General features: G+C 49.5%; 18 protein-coding genes. 9 read left to right on the forward strand and 9 right to left on the reverse strand.

Translation table 11 applies throughout. From position 1 onward, the window contains the following. The first annotated feature begins 276 nt into the window (after positions 1 to 276). From GmarT_RS11055 to GmarT_RS11075, 5 genes are all read left to right on the forward strand, one after another. Positions 277 to 1092, forward strand: a complete 816-nt coding sequence (locus GmarT_RS11055; protein ID WP_002649814.1) for a hypothetical protein — start codon at positions 277 to 279, stop codon at positions 1090 to 1092. 148 nt (positions 1093 to 1240) lie between these two features. Continuing rightward, a complete protein-coding gene (locus GmarT_RS11060) occupies positions 1241 to 2386 on the forward strand; it encodes a S1C family serine protease (protein WP_002649813.1) in 1146 nt (381 codons plus the stop codon). A gap of 240 nt (positions 2387 to 2626) precedes the next feature. After that, positions 2627 to 2992 (forward strand): STAS domain-containing protein, encoded by a 366-nt coding sequence (locus GmarT_RS11065; protein WP_149302699.1) that lies wholly within the window; start codon positions 2627 to 2629, stop codon positions 2990 to 2992. A gap of 307 nt (positions 2993 to 3299) precedes the next feature. Then, positions 3300 to 3488, forward strand: a complete 189-nt coding sequence (locus GmarT_RS11070) for a Flp family type IVb pilin (RefSeq protein WP_149302701.1) — start codon at positions 3300 to 3302, stop codon at positions 3486 to 3488. Positions 3489 to 3696: 208 nt separating this feature from the next. Continuing rightward, positions 3697 to 4296 (forward strand): hypothetical protein, encoded by a 600-nt coding sequence (locus tag GmarT_RS11075; RefSeq protein WP_149302703.1) that lies wholly within the window; start codon positions 3697 to 3699, stop codon positions 4294 to 4296. Positions 4297 to 4350: 54 nt separating this feature from the next. On the opposite strand, the gene GmarT_RS11080 is transcribed toward GmarT_RS11075, so the two are convergent. Together GmarT_RS11080 and GmarT_RS11085 are read right to left on the reverse strand one after the other, a co-directional pair. Continuing rightward, positions 4351 to 5742 carry a PQQ-binding-like beta-propeller repeat protein gene (locus GmarT_RS11080; RefSeq protein WP_157159010.1) on the reverse strand — a complete coding sequence of 464 codons (1392 nt, stop codon included), beginning with the start codon at positions 5740 to 5742 and terminating at the stop codon, positions 4351 to 4353. A 65-nt stretch (positions 5743 to 5807) separates the two neighbouring features. Further along, positions 5808 to 6272 (reverse strand): RidA family protein, encoded by a 465-nt coding sequence (locus GmarT_RS11085; RefSeq protein ID WP_002649606.1) that lies wholly within the window; start codon positions 6270 to 6272, stop codon positions 5808 to 5810. 167 nt (positions 6273 to 6439) lie between these two features. On the opposite strand from GmarT_RS11085, the gene GmarT_RS11090 reads away from it, so the two are divergent. The 3 genes from GmarT_RS11090 to GmarT_RS11100 all read left to right on the forward strand — a co-directional run bounded on the left by GmarT_RS11090 (position 6440) and on the right by GmarT_RS11100 (position 11251). After that, entirely contained in the window at positions 6440 to 7474 is a 1035-nt protein-coding gene (locus tag GmarT_RS11090) for an endonuclease/exonuclease/phosphatase family protein (protein WP_002649605.1), read from the forward strand. A 186-nt stretch (positions 7475 to 7660) separates the two neighbouring features. After that, the gene (locus GmarT_RS11095) at positions 7661 to 9223 is read left to right on the forward strand and encodes a PQQ-binding-like beta-propeller repeat protein (protein ID WP_157159009.1); all 1563 of its coding nucleotides are present in this window, start codon (positions 7661 to 7663) and stop codon (positions 9221 to 9223) included. 114 nt (positions 9224 to 9337) lie between these two features. Next, a complete protein-coding gene (locus GmarT_RS11100) occupies positions 9338 to 11251 on the forward strand; it encodes a sulfatase-like hydrolase/transferase (RefSeq protein ID WP_002649603.1) in 1914 nt (637 codons plus the stop codon). A gap of 58 nt (positions 11252 to 11309) precedes the next feature. On the opposite strand, the gene GmarT_RS11105 is transcribed toward GmarT_RS11100, so the two are convergent. Continuing rightward, positions 11310 to 14858 (reverse strand): isoleucine--tRNA ligase, encoded by a 3549-nt coding sequence (locus GmarT_RS11105; RefSeq protein WP_002649602.1) that lies wholly within the window; start codon positions 14856 to 14858, stop codon positions 11310 to 11312. A 257-nt stretch (positions 14859 to 15115) separates the two neighbouring features. Between GmarT_RS11105 and GmarT_RS11110 the strand changes: the two genes are divergently transcribed. Beyond that, a complete protein-coding gene (locus tag GmarT_RS11110) occupies positions 15116 to 15592 on the forward strand; it encodes a tRNA (cytidine(34)-2'-O)-methyltransferase (protein WP_002649601.1) in 477 nt (158 codons plus the stop codon). 5 nt (positions 15593 to 15597) lie between these two features. On the opposite strand, the gene GmarT_RS11115 is transcribed toward GmarT_RS11110, so the two are convergent. The 6 genes from GmarT_RS11115 to gnd all read right to left on the reverse strand — a co-directional run bounded on the left by GmarT_RS11115 (position 15598) and on the right by gnd (position 21947). Further along, entirely contained in the window at positions 15598 to 16599 is a 1002-nt protein-coding gene (locus GmarT_RS11115; protein WP_002649600.1) for an aldo/keto reductase, read from the reverse strand. Between the two features lie 579 nt (positions 16600 to 17178). After that, entirely contained in the window at positions 17179 to 18138 is a 960-nt protein-coding gene (locus GmarT_RS11120) for a ferredoxin--NADP reductase (RefSeq protein ID WP_002649599.1), read from the reverse strand. Next, positions 18135 to 18266 carry a hypothetical protein gene (locus GmarT_RS30220; protein ID WP_002649598.1) on the reverse strand — a complete coding sequence of 44 codons (132 nt, stop codon included), beginning with the start codon at positions 18264 to 18266 and terminating at the stop codon, positions 18135 to 18137. Before GmarT_RS30220 ends, GmarT_RS11120 begins: the two co-directional genes overlap by 4 nt. Positions 18267 to 18527: 261 nt before the next feature. Then, the gene (locus tag GmarT_RS11125) at positions 18528 to 19514 is read right to left on the reverse strand and encodes a methyltransferase domain-containing protein (protein WP_002649597.1); all 987 of its coding nucleotides are present in this window, start codon (positions 19512 to 19514) and stop codon (positions 18528 to 18530) included. A gap of 54 nt (positions 19515 to 19568) precedes the next feature. Further along, a complete protein-coding gene (locus GmarT_RS11130; RefSeq protein WP_002649596.1) occupies positions 19569 to 20303 on the reverse strand; it encodes an MBL fold metallo-hydrolase in 735 nt (244 codons plus the stop codon). 207 nt (positions 20304 to 20510) lie between these two features. Further along, positions 20511 to 21947: a decarboxylating NADP(+)-dependent phosphogluconate dehydrogenase gene (gene gnd / locus GmarT_RS11135; protein ID WP_002649595.1), complete on the reverse strand. Its 1437-nt coding sequence runs from the start codon at positions 21945 to 21947 to the stop codon at positions 20511 to 20513. Positions 21948 to 22002 lie beyond the last annotated feature (55 nt).

Below are 22002 nucleotides of genomic sequence, written 5' to 3' on the forward strand. Positions count from 1 at the left end.
AGGTTAACAACAGAATGATCAGTGATGACATACGGTGATTGCAGGATCTTTGCTTACAGAAATGGAAGCGAATATAGCTTCTGAGTGACTAACAGTCCCGCATTGGTGGCAATCCTTGCTCGATCCGTGTAGCATCGAGACTAGATCTGCCCTGCGATTTTTTCAGAAGTCGTCTCCTGGGCAATGGTTCATAATTTCCCTTCTCAGTATTCCAGGCAAAGTCTTCAGGGATTGAGAAAAGCTTTTTCGTTACCAGAATAGACCAGTAGAAATATTATGATTGATCATACAGACACAACAGCAAAAATGACGGAAGAACAATTAATTGATCGTGCCCGTGAAGCCTTAAGTGACAGTAGCTGGGTGATTGGCGAATGTGCTGCCCAATGGACGAAAAAATATGCCAAGGGCAGAACTGATGCTGATTTTGGTGCGATGGTCGGTTTGAGTGGTGATCAGATTTATCAGCGTCGACGTGTCTGGGAAACGTTCGGAGATGTACGGGAACAGTACCAGCATCTCAAATGGTCGCATTACTATATCGCATTGACCTGGGATGATGCTCCAGAATGTCTGCAATGGGCGGAAGAGAATCAGGCGACTGTTGCAGAATTAAAAGCATGGCGTCGGGCTGTAAATGGTGAAGATCTTTCTATCTCCGAACCATTTGAAGAGTACCCAGTCGATTCCGAAGTGACATTTGTCTCAGATGAACCGATCTCGGTAAAGGATCCCTCTGAATACGGTCAGCTGGAACGGGGAGAATCAGGTTCCCGCGAGCAGTCTGACTCACCTGCTACGGTTGGGGCTCATGCGCGTGATGTTGGAGGCACCGGCAATGACTATAGTCCTTTCCGCTCTGGAGCGGGCGCACCAGCGCCTCAAGGATCAAGTTCCGAAGTGGCTGTTGTAGCGAAGCCTGAAATCACTCCGGAGCAGGCAATTAAGCGGATCTGTTCTGCTGTGGAACGCTGTCATAAAATGTTAAGTCCCGAAGTAGTTTCGGCATTCCCGGAATTATCTCCCAAACTGAAAAAACGTTTTATCAAAGCAATCAGTGAATTGAATTCTGCTGCAGCCCGGCTTCAGTAATCTACGGACCGAAAGTGCTTAAGGGGAAAGCAGCAGTTGCGATTCTGAAGTGTTCTGACCTAAAATATGAGTCCTTTAACTCTGTACTCAGCCTCGTTCGTTTGCTGTAAATAATCAGTTTATTTATTCTGAAACAGGGACAGACAGCTTGGATTCTCCATCCAGAAAATCTTCAGCGATCCAGCGCTGGTTAATTCTCATTTTAATTGTCCTGATTGTTCTGATGACAGGCGAATTGATCAGACGTCAGTTCCGACAGACATCGTATCAGTTTCCGATGGCAACAAATCTGACCCAGTCTGAAATCAGGACAATCGATCTTTTTAGAGAAGCATCACCTTCGGTGGTGCATATCCGAACGGCCGAGATCGCATTCGAACTGGGGCGATTCAGTTTGAATCAGTCGAAGACGCCGCAGGGATCTGGGAGCGGGTTCATCTGGAACCGGAGGGGGCATATTGTCACTAACTATCATGTGATCCAAAATGCCGATGAAATGACTGTGACCCTGGCGGATAACTCGACATGGAATGCCTACCGTGTCAGAGTCGCACCTTCGAAAGATCTGGCTGTATTAAAAATTGATGCACCTGAAAACCTGCTGAAACCCATTGAAATCGGCGCCTCTTCCAACCTGCAGGTAGGCCAGACGGTATTGGCGATTGGAAACCCCTTCGGCCTGGACCAGACTCTGACGACTGGCATTATCAGTGGATTAGGCCGGGAAATCATTTCGGTAACTGGTAGATCAATCCGAAATGTGATTCAAACCGATGCTGCCATCAACCCCGGTAACTCAGGAGGGCCGCTGCTCGACAGCTCCGGGCGACTAATTGGAATGAATACGGCAATCTACAGTTCATCACACGTTTACGCTGGCATTGGGTATGCAGTACCCGTTGACCTGATCAGCCGATTTGTTCCTCAATTGATCGAGTATGGAAAGATTCAGAGCCCGAGCCTGAATTTCACGGGAGTCGATGATTTTGTGACTGGCAAACTCAAAAAGAATGGCGTTTTACCCCCTTCCATCCATGGGGTCATGGTTCAGGATCTGGTCGAAGGTGGCGCAGCGGATCAGGCTGGATTACTGGAAATCAGGCGGGACGAGAGTGGGAAGATCGTTTTGGGAGACCTGATCATGCAAATGGATGAAACACCAATTATGGGATCGAATTCACTTCTGGATGCGTTAGAAGATCATAAGGTGGGCGATGTTGTGACGCTCACGATATTCCGAAATAATCGAAAATTGAAACTCAAAGCCAAGCTGCAGGACTGGAAAAACGAGTAGTATTCCTGCTGCATCACTTTTCCTCAGAAACTCAACATGACTCTGGGGGGAGTACGTTAAGGATAACGTGTTGATAAATATTCGGTTTTAATAGACTTGCGTCAATAGATCTTGGACTTCGAATCGGATTTCTTGGTTGACACTTTAGTGATTTGGATTACTATGTGTAGGTTCCTTTGATGTTCTCATCTGAATGCAGTGAGGGCTTTTACAAACGACGCTCTAGTTGACAGTTCAATTATGCCTGCTGATTATCCACCGGAAATAGTCAAAGAAGGTCAGGTCACTGTTGTGGCTTTGGGGCCTGAATATGAAAACCTGGACGAACCCAGGCTGGACGCCTTGACGGATGTGCTGTTGCAGGTTGCTGAGACTGCCTCTCCCCCCATCGTTGTTCTGGATCTCTCACACACCTCATTTTTTGGGTCTGCTTTTATCGAAGTGATTTTCCGGATGTGGAATCGTCTGAATCACAGAGAAGGTGGAAAGTTTACGATTTGTGGTTTGAGTGAATACTGTACCGAGGTACTGGAAGTAACTCACCTTGATCAGCTTTGGGAAACTTTCGATACCAGAGACGCAGCAATCAAAGCGCTTAATCCTTGAACCCCAGTTGTTCGCTGTCATCAGTCTCTCGAATGCTTCGCTGATGTAATCTTCTGGAAGCCTGGTTAACGCAAGTGTTTCTGATTGTTAACACTATTGCATTCCATTGCCTCTCTTTCTTATCAGATTCGGACGCGTACTGATTTCGACGTGAGCCGTATGTTGACCGGTTACAGGCTGTTTTCAGCGGTTTCGGTCAGCTCAGCGTGCTCTGCTTGTAGAATCGCGAGATTTCGAATGATTGGTACAGGTTGTGCATAGATCATTGCCAGAGGATTTTCTATCTGGACATATGAAAGGGAGACCTGTGTTTCAAAAAATTAAAACACAAACCAGACGATGGAAGAAAAAGGTTCGTGGTGCTGTGTTTGTTGAATATCTGCTGCTACTCACCATTATTGGAATTGGGGCCATCGCAGGTCTTACTACGTTGCGTAGTGCTTTAATCAATGAACTTATGGATCTTGCCAACGCAATCAATGCTATTAATTCATAGAACTGAATGCGGTAATGTTTATTAAGTAATGAAATGGCCCGGGCTAACAGTCCGGGCCTTTTTTATTTGTGTATTCTGTTTATATTCCTGTGTTTTCCCTTTTTAGTGTAAAAAGATTGAAACAAATGGAATGAATCGAATATAATAAGTACGATGAATATACAACCAGTGGTTGTTCTCTATTAAATGGATCGAATGAGGCAGCATCATGAAACGATTACTGATATTAGCCATTGTGATGGGCGGGTTTTATATAACCATGACCGGATTCAGTTCTGCGGATCAGAAGCCCGAAGTTCCGGTAGCTCAGAGACAGGTCAGAGATACATATCCCCAGGATTCGGATTACCGGGATTATGATCGTGATGATTTAAAGACAGGTCTGGTCAGAGCTTTCTACGACGCACTGGGGGCTGTTGAAAATCAGCACAAAGAGAATGGTGACATTGAGAACAATGGATTAGGCACAAATGAAAGAAATAATAATGCTTTCGAAAACAGAGGTTTGATCCAACGGCAGAAATATATCGGACCTGATGGGAAAGAGCATACCGCGTTCGAAGAAGCACGTCGGACGATCTACCAGGCTGATCGCATTCTGGCACGAATCAAAGCCGAAAACAAAGTGGCCTTACAAAAGCTTCGGCATCCACCTCGTCGAATTCTCCCTGGACACGCTCCGGCTCCCAAGGTGAAAGAATTAACTTTAAAACAGAAAATTGAAGTTCAGGAAAAGCAGGTTCAGCAGCAACAGCGAAAACTCCAGGCATTGAAACAGCAACTGGTAAACAGTCCTGAGACAAATTAACCTGTTTGAAAGACCAGACTCTTAAGCCGTGACAGAAGTTTTGCTTCTGCACGGCTATTTTTTTTGGAGATCGAGGCAGATCAGCCTTTTCTCATCACGCAGATAGAGTCGGCGATTAGCCAGCGCAGGGTGAGCCCAGGCTTTGAAACTGAGCAACCCGGTCAGTTTCCCTTTCTCACGGTATTCTGTGGGATTGGCTTCCACGAGAATCAGTGTCCCCTGCTCTGTGAGGCAGATCAGATGGCCCTCTGCGGCGATCTGCGTACATTTTCCGACACGTCGTGTCTGCCATTGAATCTTTCCCCGCTGCATATCCAGACAGCGATAGGTGACGGCCGCCAGATCTCCATGTGGTCCGTAAATATAGCCGTCATTGATCATACTGGTTGCAAACTGGTTCTGCAGTGAAAGGCTTTTCCATTGCGAGATGGGACGGATTTCTTCATTCTGTCGAAATAAGGCGAACCGCATGCAGCCTGTACCATACGCAGAAGAGATAAAAAGTGATTCATCATTCCAGACGGGAGTTGCGCAGTTGCAGTTGTATTTATTTCCCCAGACAATGCGCCAGAGCAGACTTCCCTCTGCCGGGTTCAGTGAGAGGATTGATGATCCGGTCGGTACGATAATCTGTCTCTGATCAAGCGTATCAATTACGATGGGAGAACCATATCCGGGTGGATCATTGCCTGCGCCCCAGACCAGCTTTCCGGTATCTTTATTGATTGCTATTACGGAATTATTGTTGTTTCCACCAGGCTGGAGGATAACCAGGTCTCCTTCGATTAAAGGGGAGGCAGACATACCCCAGTAATATAAAGTCTGTTCTTCCTGTCGTGGCGCTCCGCTGATCTGAAAAATATTGACTTTCCAGAGAACCTTGCCTGATTTGGCATTCAGACAAAGTAAATCGCCCGCAGGTAGCAGGCAGTATAGTTTGCCCGCATGGTATGTGGGGGTCGACCGCGGGCCACTTGCCTGTTTCTGATGATCGATATAGGTCGGAGCTGCCTCTGTGGTCCAGAGTTTTTTACCGGACCGGGCATCGAAGCAGACCACAAAATCCTTTGTCAGATGCGTCGCCATGGTCCAGAGCCGACCCTCGGCGATGACCATTGATGAATAGCCCCCTCCCAGTGGGACCCGCCATAAAACGGCTGGTTTATGTACATTCCAGTTCAGATTCAGACCTGTTTCGTCGGAAATTCCATTTCGGTGATTTCCCAGAAAGGAAGTCCAGCGGTTCGCCTCTGTCTTTAAATCGGATGGTTCATCGGGATCAGAGGTTTTGTCTGCAGTTTTAGCGATCCCAGGGGTGATCACAGGTAGCTGCCCCTGTACGAGGCTGGAAGACAGGATGAGTACCAGCAGTAAGACAAAGGTATGAGTCAGAACCATCTGGCGGTAGAACGTCTTTATGTCTCTCTTTGTTTCAGGCCAAACCATCTTGATCAATCCGTTAAAATGAAGCAATTCCGCTGAGTTGAAATCCATTTTCTTCAGCTGGCCGATTATTCAACCTCTACCCAGAGTGCCAGCTGAACGGCTGCGTTCAATGGCATTTCTGAAATCCCCAGCGCCACACGCGTATGTTTGCCTTGATCACCGAAAATATCAGTTAACATTTGCGATGCGGCATTCAGCACATAAGGTTGCCGATCAAATCCAGGTGCAGAATGCACGTATCCTTCCAGACGGATCACCCGTTTGATCTTTGAAAGTTCACCGATGACCGTTTTGATTTGTGCCAATGCATTGAGCAGACAGATGCTGGCGGCATTGGAGCCATCGTCTTCATGCAGGTGATCGCCCACTTTTCCCTTGAACATCAATTCGCTGCCGATGAATGGCAACTGGCCGCTGGTAACAATGACATTTCCAAACTGGGTGGCGGGAATGTATGATCCTACCGCCTGAGGAGGAGAAGGCAGTGTGTGCCCCAGTTCCATGATGCGCGATTCGGGGGTCTGGCTCATTGTGAGTAAAGTCCTCTGAAGGTGAATGTGATGTTATCAACTGCTTTCGCAGTCATCCCTGCAGTGGAATCATAACATATCCTAAGCCATCCCGACCAGCAGAAGTTATGGGGAATCGACCGATATTCCCGTCGATATTGTGAACTGGTTCAACAGAAATCGAAGACATGAATTCAGAAAATCCGGATCGTCAGGAGCATCAAAGTGGAGTATCTCCCAGACGCAGGTGGCGAAAATCGATTCAGGTCTGGCTGATGAAAGTATTGGTCCTGCTGATTTCCATCTTCTGGTGCCTGGCCATCTCCATTCGATTTACAGTCCGAGATTCGAGCAGTGTCATTTCGACGTTGATCTTTTACATGTCGCCTTTAATTCTGTTGAGCCTGGGGGCGTTCGTCGTATTTGTGCTGGCCTGGAAAGTTCAATGGCGGCGGATTGCTGTGATCTGGTTACTACTCTCGATCCTGACCGGAACCTGGTGCTGGAAGACACAATTTCAAAACGGTACAAATGCGAACAGAGTATCAAAACAGGATCAGTCGACGAAACGGGTTCTGTTCTGGAATATTGGTGATCGGCTCTGGGGACTGGAACATGCCATCAATGAAATGCGTCACCTGGATCCGGATCTGATCGGCCTGGTCGAAGCGGGCGCTGATTCTGCTGAAATGAAGCAATTCTGGAAACAGACATGTCCGGATCATCCCTATCAGGTTGTACAGAATGGATTCGTTTTCCTGTCACGTCTTCCGATAGAAGATACTTCAGCTGGCAGACTGGCGGATATGGGGCAGTATCTGAAATTCAGTCTGCAGTCTGATCATCCAGACGTCAGAGCTCCCGCTGTTTTCCTTGTGGATATCTACAGTAAAGTCCTGAAATCAAGAAAAGCGGCTCTTGAAGAACTGGCAGATCAGGCATCACAACTGAATCAGCAACCAGTTCTGGTTTTGGGGGACTTTAATACCCCCGGGGATTCAGTGCACTTTGACCCGCTGAGAAAGAATTTCAAGAACAGCCTGGAAATCGCCGGCGACGGATACCTGGCGACCTGGCCATTGCCTGTACCGGTCCTGGATCTGGATGGGATCTGGACGAATGAATTCATTGAACTGTATCACGCGGAGAATCGCTGGACGTGGGTTTCTGATCATCGCCCGGTGTGCATTGAAATGTCTTTCAAGCTGCCAGCTGAGAAATGAGACATTCATCGATGCCGGATACTGTAATTCTCCCAGTCGTGAATGGTCGGGAAAGGTTTTCAATCTTCGACAATTCCGGTTTCCAGCTTCATACTGTGGGTGAATCGCAGTATAATCGAAGCCTGTTTGCTGATTACCAAACTTCAGAACCTGTCATCTGGTGACACCGAATCAGAAGGAATTCTCATGCGATCTATCAGTCGATTGAGCGTGTTGTTATGTCTGTTGACGATCAGCTTCGGCAGCAGAGTCGAGGCGGCAATCTTCAGCGGAGAAATCAAATCTGTTTCTGCAGAACAGAAACAGGTCGTCGTTAAAACAACGGGGGGAAAAGAAAAGAGTTTTCAGATTCCCGCAGACGTGCCTGTCACGTTCAATGGAAAACCCGCAGAATTTGGTCAGTTTGAAATCGGTCAGCGCGCTACAATCTTCACTTCTTCGAAGGGGGAGATTACCCGTTTTTCGGTTCGGGACGCTGTGATAAAAAAAAAGAGTGAGCCTGTCGGCCGTTCGAAAAAAAATATGAAGGAACGCAAGAGCACTTCAATTTCGGATGCGACTCCTGCCGCACAGGGATGGACGCAGTTCCGCGGTCCTGATCGACGAAATATTTCCTATGAAACCGGCTTGAGTAAGGATTGGAATCAGAATCCTCCCAAACTGTTATGGACCGCACGAGGTTTAGGCGAAGGTTATTCCTCGGTTTCTCTGAGTGGAAACCTGGTGTTTACGATGGGAACAAAGGCGAACGAAGAAACGGTGATGGCCATTGACGTCAACACTGGTGAAATCGTCTGGTCACAAGCAAATGGACCCGTATTTAATAACAATCAAGGCAACGGACCCCGCTCAACTCCGACCATCGAAGGCGATCGACTGTATGCGTTGGGGGCTAATGGAAACCTGGTTTGCTTATCCACCAAAGATGGCAATCTGGAATGGAGCAAAAACATCCTCCAGGAGTTCAACGCACGCAATATTGTCTGGGGGATCAGCGAATCACCATTGATTGACGGAGATCAGCTGATCTGTACCCCGGGGGGACAAGGGGCAACCATGGTTGCCTTGAAGAAACAGGATGGCAGTCTTATCTGGAAATCGGATGTGCCCGGAAATCCACAGGCGGGATATGCCTCTGCCATTACTATTAATACAGGTGGAATCAGGCAGTATGTGAATTTCACACATGCCGGTGTGATGGGAATTGAATCGACCACTGGCAGACCTTTGTGGGGCAATGACAGGGCGGCGAATAAAACAGCAAACTGCTCTGCCCCGGTGTTCTATGCAGAGAAGAATTCGATCTTTTACGCTTCCGGATACGGAACCGGTGGAGCCCTGCTCCAGTTGTCGGCGGCTCAGAATGGTGTGAATGCGCAGTTGGCGTATTTCATTCCCGAGATGAAGAATCATCATGGCGGCATGGTGGAAGTGGATGGCTTTCTGTATGGCTCAAGTGATCCGGGTGTGCTGACTTGTATCAATCTTGCTAATGGACAGGCTGCCTGGCAGAATCGTTCTGTGGGAAAAGGCGCGCTGACCTGTGCAGACGGGCATCTCTACTTGCGAAGCGAAAAAGGCCCAGTGGCGCTGGTGGAAGTCAATCCGAAAGGCTACGTAGAAAAGGGCCGCTTTAACCAGCCGGATCGCAGTGGAAATATGGCCTGGCCTCACCCGGTCGTCGTTGATGGCAAACTGTTTTTGCGCGATCAGGATATTCTGTTATGCTATGACGTCCGTAACAGATAATGCGGTTTTTCGATTGATCAGTAACACTCCGTTTACGAGTCACTTCCCATGCGACACTCTCTGGGAGCTCGGGCAGCGAGGTTCTTTACAACTTTTGATTTGAAAGAAATAGATATGCGGTTTCGAAGTGCTCTGTTGAATCAGTTTACATGGATATGGTTCTGTCTGTTTATTGTTTGCAGTGGTGTGACTTCGATCAGCCTTTCTGCCGCAGAATCAGAACCGGATCGTCCAAATATTTTATGGATCACAAGTGAAGACAATGGTCCCCATCTGGGCTGTTACGGAGATGAGTATGCGGATACTCCCCACATTGACGGTCTGGCTAAGAAAGGCATGATTTATCTGAACTGCTGGTCGACCGCGCCGGTTTGTGCTCCTGCAAGAACGACGCTGATTACCGGCATGTATCCGACCTGCCTGGGAGCCGAACACATGCGAAGTATGGTCAAGTTGCCTGAGAGTATCAAACTGTACCCACAGTACCTGAAGCAGGCTGGCTATTACTGCACGAATAACAGCAAGGAAGATTACAATGTAGAAAAATCGGGTGAGGTCTGGGACCAGTCGAATGGAAAGGCGCACTGGAAGAATCGAAAGCAGGGACAGCCCTTTTTTGCTATTTTCAATCACACCATCAGTCATGAAAGTAAAATTCGCAATCGCCCGCATACGTTGATTCATGATCCCGCCAAAGTTCGGATCCCTGCTTACCATCCTGATACCCCCGAAGTCCGCCATGACTGGGCGCAGTATTATGATCGCATCACCGAAATGGATGCAAAGGTCGGCAAGAATCTCAAGGAACTGGCCGAAGCCGGGCTCACTGAAGAAACGATTATTTTCTACTATGGTGACCATGGTTCCGGGATGCCACGGAGTAAACGCTGGCCTTACAATTCAGGTTTACAGGTTCCCCTGGTGGTGTATGTTCCCCCGAAATTTCGCAAGCTGGCCCCCGCGGATTATCAGTCCCAGGGGAAAACAGATCGACTGGTAGGCTTTGTTGATTTTGCACCGACTGTCTTGAGTCTGGCCGGTATTAAACCACCTCAGCATATGCAGGGCGATGCCTTCATGGGGCAGTATGATACGAAGCCACAAGAGTATCTGTTTGGCTTTCGAGGCAGAATGGATGAACGCTATGACCTGGTGCGATCAGTCCGTAATCAGCGTTACCTGTATATCAAGAACTATATGCCTCACAAAAAATATGGTCAGTACCTGAATTACATGTTCCAGACACCGACGACTCAAGTCTGGAAAAAAATGTATGATGCCGGTGAACTCAAGCCGCCCCAAACTTATTTCTGGGAGACGAAACCCGCTGAAGAACTGTACGACCTGCAGGCAGATCGGGACGAAGTCAACAATCTGGCTGACTCAGCAGAACATCAAGCGGTTCTAACAGAACTGAAGCAGGCACAGCACAAAAAGATACTGGCCATCAGAGATCTGGGTTTTCTGCCTGAAGCAGAGTTTCACAGCCTGGCTGATGGCGGGGCTCCCTATCTGGTTGGTCAGAACAAAGAGCTGTATCCACTCAAACAGATTTTGAAGATGGCTGACCTTGCATCATCGGGAAAGCCGTCAGGCGTGGGCCAGCTGATCAAAGGGCTCAGCAGCCAGAACGCAGCGATACGTTACTGGGCAGCAATGGGGCTGTTAATGCGTGGCGAACCAGCAGTTGCGCAGGCGCATGAGTCACTTCAAAAAGCTCTGGAAGATAATTCAAAATCGGTGCGTTGTATTGCTGCAGAGGCACTCGGGAAATATGGGACTCAGCAGGATGTTGACAATGCTGTCGATACTCTGATTTCATTATCAGATCAGAAAAAAGTAGGCGTCTATGTGGCCATGCTGGCATTAAATGGCCTGGATAAACTGGGTAGTGAAAAAGTGGCCCGGGTGCAGGACCAGATCGCAAAGCTGCCACTGAAGAATACTCAACTGGACCGACGGTTGCAGTCATACGTAGGCCGACTGGTAGAACGCCTGCAGGAACAGCAGGCTCAAGCTGCAGAGTAATAACATGCAAGGGAGCGTAAATCCGGTTGTCGTATTTACGCTCCTCTTTGTATTCGGATTATGCCTTTTCGATTCGGAGAGTCACCTTGCTGTTCCCGATCGAAACTTCTTTACTGTCATCTGTCTGCTCTGACTGTTCCAGTTTGTCTCCGAGTGTTTCACCCAGGATGTAGTCGGACCAGTTGGTAACCGCTGCTTTAACTTCGGTTGCATCTGCAGGATTGAAGAAGATTTTGATCCGGTCTTCAATCTCCAGATCTGCTTCCTTGCGCAATTGCTGAATCTGCCGCACAAAGTCGCGGGCCATGCCTTCCTGCTCGAGTTCAGGAGAGAGCTTCGTGGAAACGGCGATTTGAATCCCCTGCTCGTCCGCACATACCCAGTCGGCGGCCTGCTCCGTCCCGACCAGAACGTCATCTGGTTCAAGATCAATCTGATTGCCTGAGAGCTCAATGGAAACCGATTGACCCCGTCTGAGCGGTCCCAGTACTTCGTCGCCAACTTCAGGCAACTGCTGACGCAGCATGCCCAACAGCTTGCCGTATTTCGGTCCCAGCGTTTTCAGGTTCGGCTTGTAGGTGTAGCTGACCAGGTCATCCAGGTTTTCACAACGCGTCACCTGTTTGATGTTCAATTCCTCTTCAATCGTATTAGCCAGGTTTTCGATTGCATCCGCCTGCTGAGGCGTCTGGCAGGCAAATCGTAATTCAGCCAGTGGCTGACGGACCCGCTGATTGGATTCATCACGCAGCTTATGACCCAGTTTCACAACGATTTGTGCCTGTGCCGCCCGGAAGTTGAGTTCTTCATCAAGCAGTGAAGCATCGCATTGAGGAAAATCACAGAGGTGAACGCTGTTCGGGGCAGAATTGTCCCAACTGGTGACGAGGTTCTGATACATGCGCTCGCTGAGGAACGGAATACTGGGAGCCAACGCTTTGGAAAGCGTGACCAATACCTCAAACAGAGTCTGATAGGCGGCCAGTTTATCGGTATCGTTGGCATCCTGAGAACGCCAGAAACGACGTCGGTTGCGTCTGATATACCAGTTCGACAGATCATCAATAAATGCTGTGGCGTTTTTCAGAAAACCGGCGAAGTTATACGCTTCGATTTCCGTTTTCGCGGAAGACAGCAACGCCTGCAGGTTTGATAAAATCCAGCGGTCAATTTCCGGACGCTCTGTAACGGGGATCCGATCCTGGGCAGGATTAAACTCATCCAGACGCGCGTAGTTGACAAAGAAGGCATAGGAGTTCCAGAGCGGGATCAACACCTGGCGGCGGATTTCATCGGCAGGTTTACTTTCCACCAGGCAGGTGGGAGCACCTTCTTTGGTTTCACTGATCGGGCCTTCCGGAGTTTCCAGGGTCACCTGCTGATCAGGATTCCTCATGCCGAATCTCAGGTCCGACGCAGGGTTGTGAGCCAGATACATCCAGCGCATGGTGTCGACACCCAGTTGCTCTGCCGCTTCTTCGAACCAGATGGCGGTTCCATCTGATTTATGCATCGGCTTGCCTTCTTCATTCAGCACCAGTCGATAACCGAGCAGCGTTTTGAACGGAGGCGTGCCATCCATCATGGTTGCCATCGAGAGCAACGCGTAGAACCAGTTACGGAACTGTCCAGGGAAACATTCGGTAACCAGGTCCGCAGGATACCATTTTTCCCACTCAGCCTGGTTTGTATTGTACTGCATGGTTGAGAAAGGCACGATGCCCGCATCCAGCCAGGGATTACCGACATCCGGGATCCGCGACATCAGATTTCCCGTTTTCGGATTTTTGAGTTTGACTGCGTCAATCCAGGGGCGATGAGGAGTGTGCCCTTCCAGTGCTTCCCAGCCTTCGACTGCGCGTTCTTTCAACTCAGCCAGGGAGCCAATCACTTCGAAGTCTCCGGTTTCTTCATCGACCCAGATCGGCAGTGCCAGTCCCCAGAAGCGTTTTTTAGAGACCATCCAGTCCCGCATGTTGGTGAGCCATTCCAGTTCGTGTTGCTCACCATCAATACTGGAAGGAACCCAGTCAATCTGACGCGTGACATCTTTGATCTCTTCGCGCCAGTCCATATTGATGAACCATTCATCGACCAGACGGAAGATCAGTTCATCGCCGGTTCGCCAGCAGTGTGGGTAGATATGCGGGTAGGACTCCACAGAGACCAGCAGTTCCTTTTCTTTCAGGCGTTCGAATACCAGCTCAGGTGTGGCAGGATCAATGGCTTCTCTGCCTGTAAATTCTCCAAAGCCTTCCTCGAAGCGTCCATCTTCACCAAGCGGCGCGATTGCAACCAGCCCCAGCTGGATTCCCAGCTGATGGTCGACGTCACCGCAGCCGGGCGCGGTGTGAACGATACCCGTTCCTTCGCCGGCGACGACATGCGGATTGCCTTTAAAGTCTCTACCGCCATCCACCACTTTGTGGCAGGAGATGCCAGTCTGATCCAGCAGCGATTCATCACTGGGATGACCGCCGGGAGACTGTTGTGCGGGCAGATCATCAAAGGGCCCCGTATATTCCCAGCCGACCATCTGCGCACCCTTGATGGTTTCAAGGATTTCATAGCCCCCCTGCTCTTTAAAGATCTGGGCCAGGGTTTTCAGTTTGGGGACGTCTTTCGGCCAGGACCATTCCGGGCGTCCGAATCCTTCTTTAAATTCGCGGCTCAACCGCTGGTATTCCAGGTTTTCTTTGGCGAAGTAATAGATGGCATCATCTTTTTTCGCACGGAGTTTGACATAATCCAGCTCGGGGTTGATGGCAGCGGCCACGTTACTGGTCAGTGTCCAGGGAGTGGTCGTCCAGATCAGCAGGTATTCATTTTCCCGATCTTTGAGGGGGAATCGCACGAAGACGGACTTGTGGACAGAAAGTTTTCGTCCGTCAGCGACTTCCATCTGGCTGTAGGCACTGCCTCCGCGACCGGACCAGGGCATGACGTCGTGACCACGATAGACTTTACCCCGTTCAAAACATTTCTTGAGAAACGTCCAGATGGTTTCGTTGTTCTCGGTAGAGAAGGTGAAGTAACTGCCTCCCCATTCTGCGTTCCCCAGACGCGAAACCAGCATATCCGCTTTATCGGTAATCTGTTTGCCGCTGGGGGCCGTCAGTGTGACTTCTGTGTCTTTTCCGACATACTCTGCCAGTTTTCGCAGTTCATCGGGATTGTCCCAGTCCATCCAGTAGCCCAGACGCACCGATTGTTCCGTCTGACGGGCAGCGAAACGCAGCACGCGTTTTTTACACTCGTTGACGAATTTGTCGATCCCATGGGAAACGACTTCCTGTTTCGTGCCATACCCCAGTTCTTTTTCGACTTCGACTTCGACCCAGAGTCCCTGGCAGTCAAAACCGTTTTGAAAACGAAGCTCGTGCCCGGTCATGGCGTAATAACGCTGGTAAGCATCCTTGTAGGCTCTGCCCCACGCATGATGAACCCCCATTGGGTTATTGGCAGTCATCGGACCGTCGATAAAACTCCATTTGGGTTTGCCCTGATTTTTCTTACGGAGCTGGTCAAACGTCTGGTTCACTTCCCAGAATTTGAGGATTTCGTGTTCACCTTTGATGAAGCTGGCGTCAGTGACTTTTTGAAACATCGGAAAATCTTATTGAGTGGTTTTGTTTGAAAATGAGTTTTGAGAAATTAAACGAGTCCAATTTCACTATGGCGACAGACTGACTAAGATAGGGAATTCATCGATCCGCTCTGTGTCATGTTCTGCAGGTCCTGTCCTGAGACAGAAGTATAATAGCGGGAATGCGTTAAGTATTACATAGACAGCACTTTCTTACGAGGCATGTAAATCCGTATTTGTAGCTGTTTTATCATAATTTTTCCAGTTTGAGAGTCAGAATGTCCGAGTCGAAAGAACCATTAATACACGTTGTCCTGTATCAGCCGGATATCCCTCAAAATACAGGGAATATCGGTCGAACCTGTGTTGCCGTCGGCGCCAAACTGTGGCTGGTACGTCCGCTGGGATTCCAGCTCGACGCCAAGCATTTACGGCGTGCCGGCATGGATTACTGGCAGCACCTGAACTGGGAAGCCGTGGACAGCCTGGCGGAAGTGCAGTCACAGCTACAGGACAGGACATGGTGGAAGCTGACCAAGTTCGCAACCCGCTATGTCTGGGATGCGGAGCTGGAACCCGGTCAGGTGTTCCTGTTCGGCAGTGAAAGTAACGGATTGCCTCCCCGAATTCTCGAAGAAGATCCTGATTCGAATCTGAAGCTGCCGATGCACCAGGAAGTGCGCAGTCTGAATCTGGCCAGTACCGCGACCGCCGTCATGTATGAAGCAGTACGACAGTTCGGGGGACTGGCCTGAGCAGATTATTTCCCCCGCCCGGTGACGGGGTATTGCGGATCCTGAAAACCTTTTCCACTATGTTCTCCGGGAGGTACGAGAGAATCGATGAAGGCTTCGTCTTCGGCTGTGATCTCGACGTCCAGGCAGCCCAGGTTGTCGTCGAACTGTTCCATGGTGCGCGGGCCGATGATGATCGATGTGAGAATGGGGTTGGCCATGCACCAGGCGAGCGCAAAGTTCGTCATAGAGACTCCCTTCTTGTCACAGTAAGCTGCGATTTCCTGGGAGAGTTGAATACTCACATCACGCAGTTCGGCTTCTTTCATGCGTTTATCATCGCGCGAGGCTCGGCTGCCTTCCGGGAAAGGCTGATCGGGACGGTATTTTCCGGTCAGAATTCCACGAGCCAGTGGGCTGTAACTGACGACGCCAATCCCTTTTTCCTGGCAGAGAGGCATCAGTTCCACTTCAATATCACGATTCATGATATTATACAGAGGCTGTACACAGCTGAATGAATACAGGTTGCGGACATCACTCGTCCAGAGCGCTTCTGCCAACCGCCACGCACGGAAGTTGGAACAGGCGATATAGCGTACCTTTCCAGACCGGACCATATCGTCCAGGGTTCGAAGTGTTTCTTCAATCGGGGTCTGGTAATCAGGAGTGTGGACATAGTAGATGTCGACGTAGTCGGTATCCAGACGCTGTAGACTGCGATCCAGTTCCCGCATCAGGTGGACACGGCTGGCGCCGGCGTCATTGGGGCCGTCACCCATCGGCGCACGTCCCTTGGTGGCCAGGACGACTTTATCGCGTCTGTCTTTCAATGCCTTGCCCACAACCAGTTCAGATCCACCGGTGCTGTACATGTTGGCGGTGTCGAAAAAATTGATACCCTGATCAATGGCTTTATGCATAATGGCGATCGAGTCTGCTTCACCGGTCGGGCCACCAAACATCATTGTGCCCAGGCAGACGGGAGAAACACGTACGCCAGCTTTACCTAAGTTGCGGTAATCCATAAGTAACATCCTGAAGAGTAAGGGGGTGGAAGTCGGTCGAGATTTTCAAGAGTTCTATCTTCGGTTTTTATGACACATTTCTCAAGGGACCTTAAATTCCTTGAACAGACGTGGTTGAAGATTCTCGCTCAGCCTGTTAAAGTAACTCTTTGCATCTTGGGGTTAATATGTGCCCCGACTGATTCTGCAATGACTGTTGGTTATTAAGATGAATGATACCAATGGTTTATGATAAAATGAATTCAACTGAACTTACTTAATCTAGAAGCAAATACGAAAGGCATTTCTTCGAATGGGAACCAAGAAGACAGGTAAAGGTCGTCGAAAAATTGGTCGTAAGAAACGACGTGCACGAGCTAAGATCAGGCATCGTAAGGGTTAATTCCCATTCTCGCCTGGCGACGCAGGTCCTGGCTGGCTCCTTAAAGTGTTCACTTTAAGGTTCTGATTCTTTACGCAATCAGTGAAGCAGCGCCGGAATAAAACTGCGGGATCGCCGAATATCAGAGACAAAAAGGGGCTTATTAAAGCCCCTTCTTTCGTTGACGGATGCAACCACTTTGCCTGGATCGAGATCACTTACCAGTATTTCTCGAAGTGGATATTCCCCGGGTTTTTGGGGGTGGAAAGCGTGTATCCCTGCTCTGCGAGCAGTTCTACCATCCCCTTGGAATCCGGGAAAACCAGTTCCCCGCGATCATTTTTTTCGGGAAGTCCGATCATGGAAGGGTTACCACAGAGAAACACGTGTGTTTTATCGGGGGCGGGTGACCAGCCAAATGTTTCCTGAAAACGTTCGGGTTGAATGATATCCTGAAGGTACTGTTTTCCCACATAGGACGGATGATTTTCATCCATGTTTTCCGGCTCGCGTGTGGTGAAAGCACCGTAGCGGTAGTTGGAAAACTGTTTTTGCAGTTGTTCCTGCTGAGCAAGATATCCCAGATCCCCTTTGTAGCGGACACAGGTCATGGAAACAATGCGTCCTGTATGCCCACGTTTTAACAATTCGATGCTCATCGAATTATGAGGCGCCTCGCCTGTTCCCGTGCCGGCAAAAATTACGTTATCACCGGGTTGGACCGGCTTCAGGGTGTAAGTTCCCACGGGTTTTTTCCCCAGATGCAGGCGATCTCCCTCTTTGAGACGAAACAACCGCGGCGTGAGTGGGGGATCATCCGTATCAGGGCGTAAGACCAGTGTGATGTAAAACTCCAGATAATCAATCTCGTCATTGGCCAGCAGGTCACCCTGCAGATCCAGCATCGGACAGGAAATCGAATATGCGCGTCGAATCAGTTTCGGCTTTTCTAATTCTGCCAGAGGACCGCCATCAACGCGGTGTTCCCAGGAGCCCAGTCCCAGTGTCGTGTACTGTCCACCCGAGAAGCGGGGGACGTCTTCGTCAGGTTTGATGCGCACAATCATCAGATGATCGTGTGGCATACGCAGATCCATCACGGACGCGTTATAGTATTTATTGCGTAGCTCTTCAATTTCTGGAGTCGATTGCCCGGTCGGAGGATTCGATGGATTCATGACTCTCCCTGTCGCGCTGGGTTACCACCGATGTCGATGGTCTCTTGATTTTGAATTGAGGGTCCGTCAACTTGTCCGTAGCAGAACCACTCATTTTCCAGGTCATTCTCTACTTGATTCCAGGTCATTCTCTACTTGATTCCTGGAGGAACTCTATAAATCAAATAGAGATAATAACATGATGTTCTCTCTAATTGTGTCTATCTTCTATCACTTTTTCTGCTCAGAAAGTCAAGTGAGATCCCGAGTTTAATGACAGACAGACCTATTTCAGATTCATCAGGGGCAGCTTGTTGTAATTAAAAAAACCTTACTGAATCCGGAAATGATGAATAACAGATTTGGGGAAAACAGGGCATTAAATCCGGTTTCAACGCGACTGTCAGTTCTCAACTCTTGTCAATAATGGGTCTGGTTCCCTGAATATTCACACCACTGCCAATCAGGAGATTGTGGTCATAGCACCAGAGATAGAATCGTCCTGTCTTCTCGGGTGGCAGCACTTTGAGGTTTTCGAACCCTGCCTGCTCGAACCAGGACTTGAGTTCTTCTGTTGTATGGTGGTACTGATAAGTGGGGGCGAACCAGTCAAAGGTATCACAGACGCGGTTTTCCCAATTGGGATGATTACTGAAATTGACGATTTTGTTGAGGACCTTGTTGATGACCGGCAGACCGCCCAGCCAGGCCCCCAGGCGACACCAGGGTTCCAGCTTTTCCGGCGACATGCGTGTTGTGATTTTTCGTAACCCGCTGTTGATCCATTCCTGCCACCACTGATTCCTGCGATAGAGCCAGACGGAGTATTTTCCACCTGGTTTAACCATACGTGCAACAGCATCAAAAACAGCGCGCGTGTCCTTATCGTGATGCATGACCCCGATGGAAAATACAAAATCAAATGTTTTCGGTTCAAATGGCAGATATTTTAAATCAGCCTGAACCAGGTTCACCTGATCAAGATGCGCATTGAGTTGTTGTGCTTTTTCGACGGCAGTGGTGTGGTCTGCTCCGAAGACGATGCCCCCTGCTTCGGCTGCGACTTTGCAGTAGCGCCCGCCGCCACAGCCGGCATCCAGTATTTTCAGGCCTTTCAGTTCGTGCAGCGCCATCCCCGTTTTCGCGGTGAATGTGGCCTGGTCTTCGTCATCGTGTGCGACTTCGTATTTATTCCACTGCAGACCAAAACTGGAGAGGTGTTCCTGTTCAACAAAACGGGGAATTCCTTTGATAACCGGGTAAGTCTGGCTGGTCTGAGGGTCAACCAGCTCTTGCTGTGACTCACTCCATTCCAGGGGATGGCACGTTTCTGGTGTTCGCAATGCTTCCAGAAGATCCTGAGAAAGAAATGTGCTGGTTGATGTTTCTTTCGTCATGATGGCTGACTGCTTACCTGAAAATGATCTGAGAAGTGATGAGAGTTTCTGTGCTTAAAATTCCAGTTCCATCAGGTCTTCGCCCAGAATCGTATTGGGAAAGATCTGCTGGGCGACTTTAATTCCGATGGGATCGTCGCCTGTCTGCTGTGGGTCAATGTGTGTGAGGACCAGTTTTCCTACTTGGGCATCCCGCGCGAGTTCCGCGACAGGTGTCGTATGACTGTGCCCGGTTTTGTCGGCCCATTCCGCCATGTCATCCGGAAAATAACATTCATGGATCAAGAGATCGACACCCTTTACAAATTCGAGATGCTGCCTGGGATTGGCTGTATCTGTGATGTAGGCCAGCGAATGTCCGGGCCAGTCGATGCGATATCCCACTGAGCCGCCGGGGTGCTCCATGGGAATGTGCTGCAGGATTCCCTGCTCTCTGACGGAGACTGTTTCCGGAAGCGGCGTGAATTCATAATCGGGTAGTAAGGGGAAGATTTCTTCAGAAAACAGATGTGTCTGGATTGCAGCCAGCTTGGATGCTTCCCCGTATAGTTTTACAGAATCGACCTGATCAGTAAGCATGGGAACCAGGAAAAATGAGAGTCCGACAATATGATCGAGGTGGGCATGTGTGAGAAAAATCTGCAGATCCCGCGTCTGGAGAAACTGTTGAACGCGAAAAAAACTGGTGCCGGCATCAAAGATCAATCCCAGTTCCGGGAGCATCAGGCAGGCAGTATGGCGGCGTTCATTCGGGTGATAACCACCGGTCCCCAGCAAGACAATTCGCATTGTTCCACTCCCCCGCGATTGGGTTTCCCCATTATCCGATTTCGTTGTCTACTTGCCTGAATTGAGTTCAGCCCGTCGGACAAACAGCAATGCAGCATCAGATCATAGTCTCTGTAAAACATGCCCGTTAATCAAGTTGTGATACCTGATTAACGGGCAGAAAAGCAAGTTGACTACAATAAAGTGTGATCGCTACAGGTCAGAGATTTACGAGTCCAGACGGCGTTCACGAATCCAGTCGGTGTGGAACGTGCCTTCTTTATCCGTTCTCTGGTAGGTATGGGCACCAAAGTAATCCCGTTGTGCCTGCAGCAGATTGGCAGGCAGACGAGCCTGACGATATCCATCAAAGTAGCTCAGAGCGGCTGTAAAGCTGGGAACAGGAAGACCGAGTTCCACGGCAGTAGCGACCGCGCGTCTCCAACTGGGTTGCGCTTTTTCGACGGCATTGCGGAAGAAGTCGTCCAGCAGCAGGTTCTCCAGTTGCGGGTTTTTGTCAAAGGCTGCTTTGATATCCTGCAGGAAGGTGGAGCGAATGATACAGCCGCCACGCCACAGCAGGGCGATGTCGCCATTATTCAGGTTCCAGCCGAAGTGTTCGGCGGCGGAATTCAGTTGAACATAACCCTGGGCATAGCTGCATAATTTCGATGCATACAACGCCTGGCGTACGTCTTCGATGAACTGGTCCCGATCCCCTTCAAACTTTTTGTCTGGTCCACTGAGAATTTTGGAAGCTCGCACACGGGCGTCTTTCTGCGCGGACAGACACCGGGCATACACGGCTTCGGTAATCAGCGTGGTGGGAACACCCAGGTCGAGAGCATGCTGGCTCATCCACTTTCCGGTTCCCTTCTGCTTGGCGGTATCCAGGATTTCATCGACCAGGTACTCGCCGGTTTCTTCATCAATCACGGTGAAAATGTCACGGGTGATTTCAATCAGGTAACTTTCCAGTTCGCCCTGATTCCATTCATCGAACACTTTGTACAATTCCTGGTTGGTCAGGCCCAAAGCGTGTTTGAGAATGTAATACGATTCACAGATCAACTGCATGTCGCCATACTCGATCCCGTTGTGGACCATTTTGACGTAGTGGCCTGCACCGGCTTCCCCTACCCATTCGCAGCAGGGAATATCATTATTTTCGCCTACTTTGGCTGAGATGTCCTGCAGGATCGATTTCACGTGTGGCCAGCCGGCGGGAGATCCACCAGGCATGATGCTGGGGCCTTTGAGAGCACCCTCTTCACCGCCGGAAACACCGGTTCCAATAAACAGCAGGCCAGCGTCTTCGACTTCTTTGGTGCGTCGATTGGTGTCGTCGAAGTGGGTGTTTCCGCCGTCAATAATGATGTCGCCGGGGCTCAGCATGCCTTTCAGATCGTCAATGATGGAGTCGACGGCAGGTCCTGCTTTGACCATCAGCATAATCTTACGGGGGGATGCCAGATTATCGACGAGTTCTTTCAGAGTATGGTAGCCAGTGATATTCTGTTCGTCGGTTTTACTGCTGACAAATTCGTCGGTGACACTGGTTGTCCGGTTAAAAACACCCACTGAATAGCCATGATTTGCCATATTCAGAACCAGGTTCTGTCCCATCACTGCCAGACCTACCAGGCCGATATCGTGTTTTGACATTTTAAATTCTCGTTTACTTCTGATGTGTTGTGGTTAATAAATGAGATCCGTTTCC

The sequence above is a fragment of the Gimesia maris genome (assembly GCF_008298035.1).
GTDB classification, from domain to species: Bacteria; Planctomycetota; Planctomycetia; order Planctomycetales; family Planctomycetaceae; genus Gimesia; species Gimesia maris.

Excerpts from the sequence above, each read along its gene's own strand:
- GmarT_RS11055 (WP_002649814.1), top strand. The coding sequence starts at position 277 with ATGATTGATCATACAGACACAACAGCAAAAATGACGGAAGAACAATTA.
- GmarT_RS11065 (WP_149302699.1), top strand. The coding sequence starts at position 2,627 with ATGCCTGCTGATTATCCACCGGAAATAGTCAAAGAAGGTCAGGTCACT.
- GmarT_RS11075 (WP_149302703.1), top strand. The coding sequence starts at position 3,697 with ATGAAACGATTACTGATATTAGCCATTGTGATGGGCGGGTTTTATATA.
- GmarT_RS11080 (WP_157159010.1), bottom strand. The coding sequence starts at position 5,742 with ATGGTTTGGCCTGAAACAAAGAGAGACATAAAGACGTTCTACCGCCAG.
- GmarT_RS11085 (WP_002649606.1), bottom strand. The coding sequence starts at position 6,272 with ATGAGCCAGACCCCCGAATCGCGCATCATGGAACTGGGGCACACACTG.
- GmarT_RS11090 (WP_002649605.1), top strand. The coding sequence starts at position 6,440 with ATGAATTCAGAAAATCCGGATCGTCAGGAGCATCAAAGTGGAGTATCT.
- GmarT_RS11095 (WP_157159009.1), top strand. The coding sequence starts at position 7,661 with ATGCGATCTATCAGTCGATTGAGCGTGTTGTTATGTCTGTTGACGATC.
- GmarT_RS11100 (WP_002649603.1), top strand. The coding sequence starts at position 9,338 with ATGCGGTTTCGAAGTGCTCTGTTGAATCAGTTTACATGGATATGGTTC.
- GmarT_RS11105 (WP_002649602.1), bottom strand. The coding sequence starts at position 14,858 with ATGTTTCAAAAAGTCACTGACGCCAGCTTCATCAAAGGTGAACACGAA.
- GmarT_RS11110 (WP_002649601.1), top strand. The coding sequence starts at position 15,116 with ATGTCCGAGTCGAAAGAACCATTAATACACGTTGTCCTGTATCAGCCG.
- GmarT_RS11115 (WP_002649600.1), bottom strand. The coding sequence starts at position 16,599 with ATGGATTACCGCAACTTAGGTAAAGCTGGCGTACGTGTTTCTCCCGTC.
- GmarT_RS11120 (WP_002649599.1), bottom strand. The coding sequence starts at position 18,138 with ATGAATCCATCGAATCCTCCGACCGGGCAATCGACTCCAGAAATTGAA.
- GmarT_RS30220 (WP_002649598.1), bottom strand. The coding sequence starts at position 18,266 with ATGACCTGGAATCAAGTAGAGAATGACCTGGAAAATGAGTGGTTCTGC.
- GmarT_RS11125 (WP_002649597.1), bottom strand. The coding sequence starts at position 19,514 with ATGACGAAAGAAACATCAACCAGCACATTTCTTTCTCAGGATCTTCTG.
- GmarT_RS11130 (WP_002649596.1), bottom strand. The coding sequence starts at position 20,303 with ATGCGAATTGTCTTGCTGGGGACCGGTGGTTATCACCCGAATGAACGC.
- gnd (WP_002649595.1), bottom strand. The coding sequence starts at position 21,947 with ATGTCAAAACACGATATCGGCCTGGTAGGTCTGGCAGTGATGGGACAG.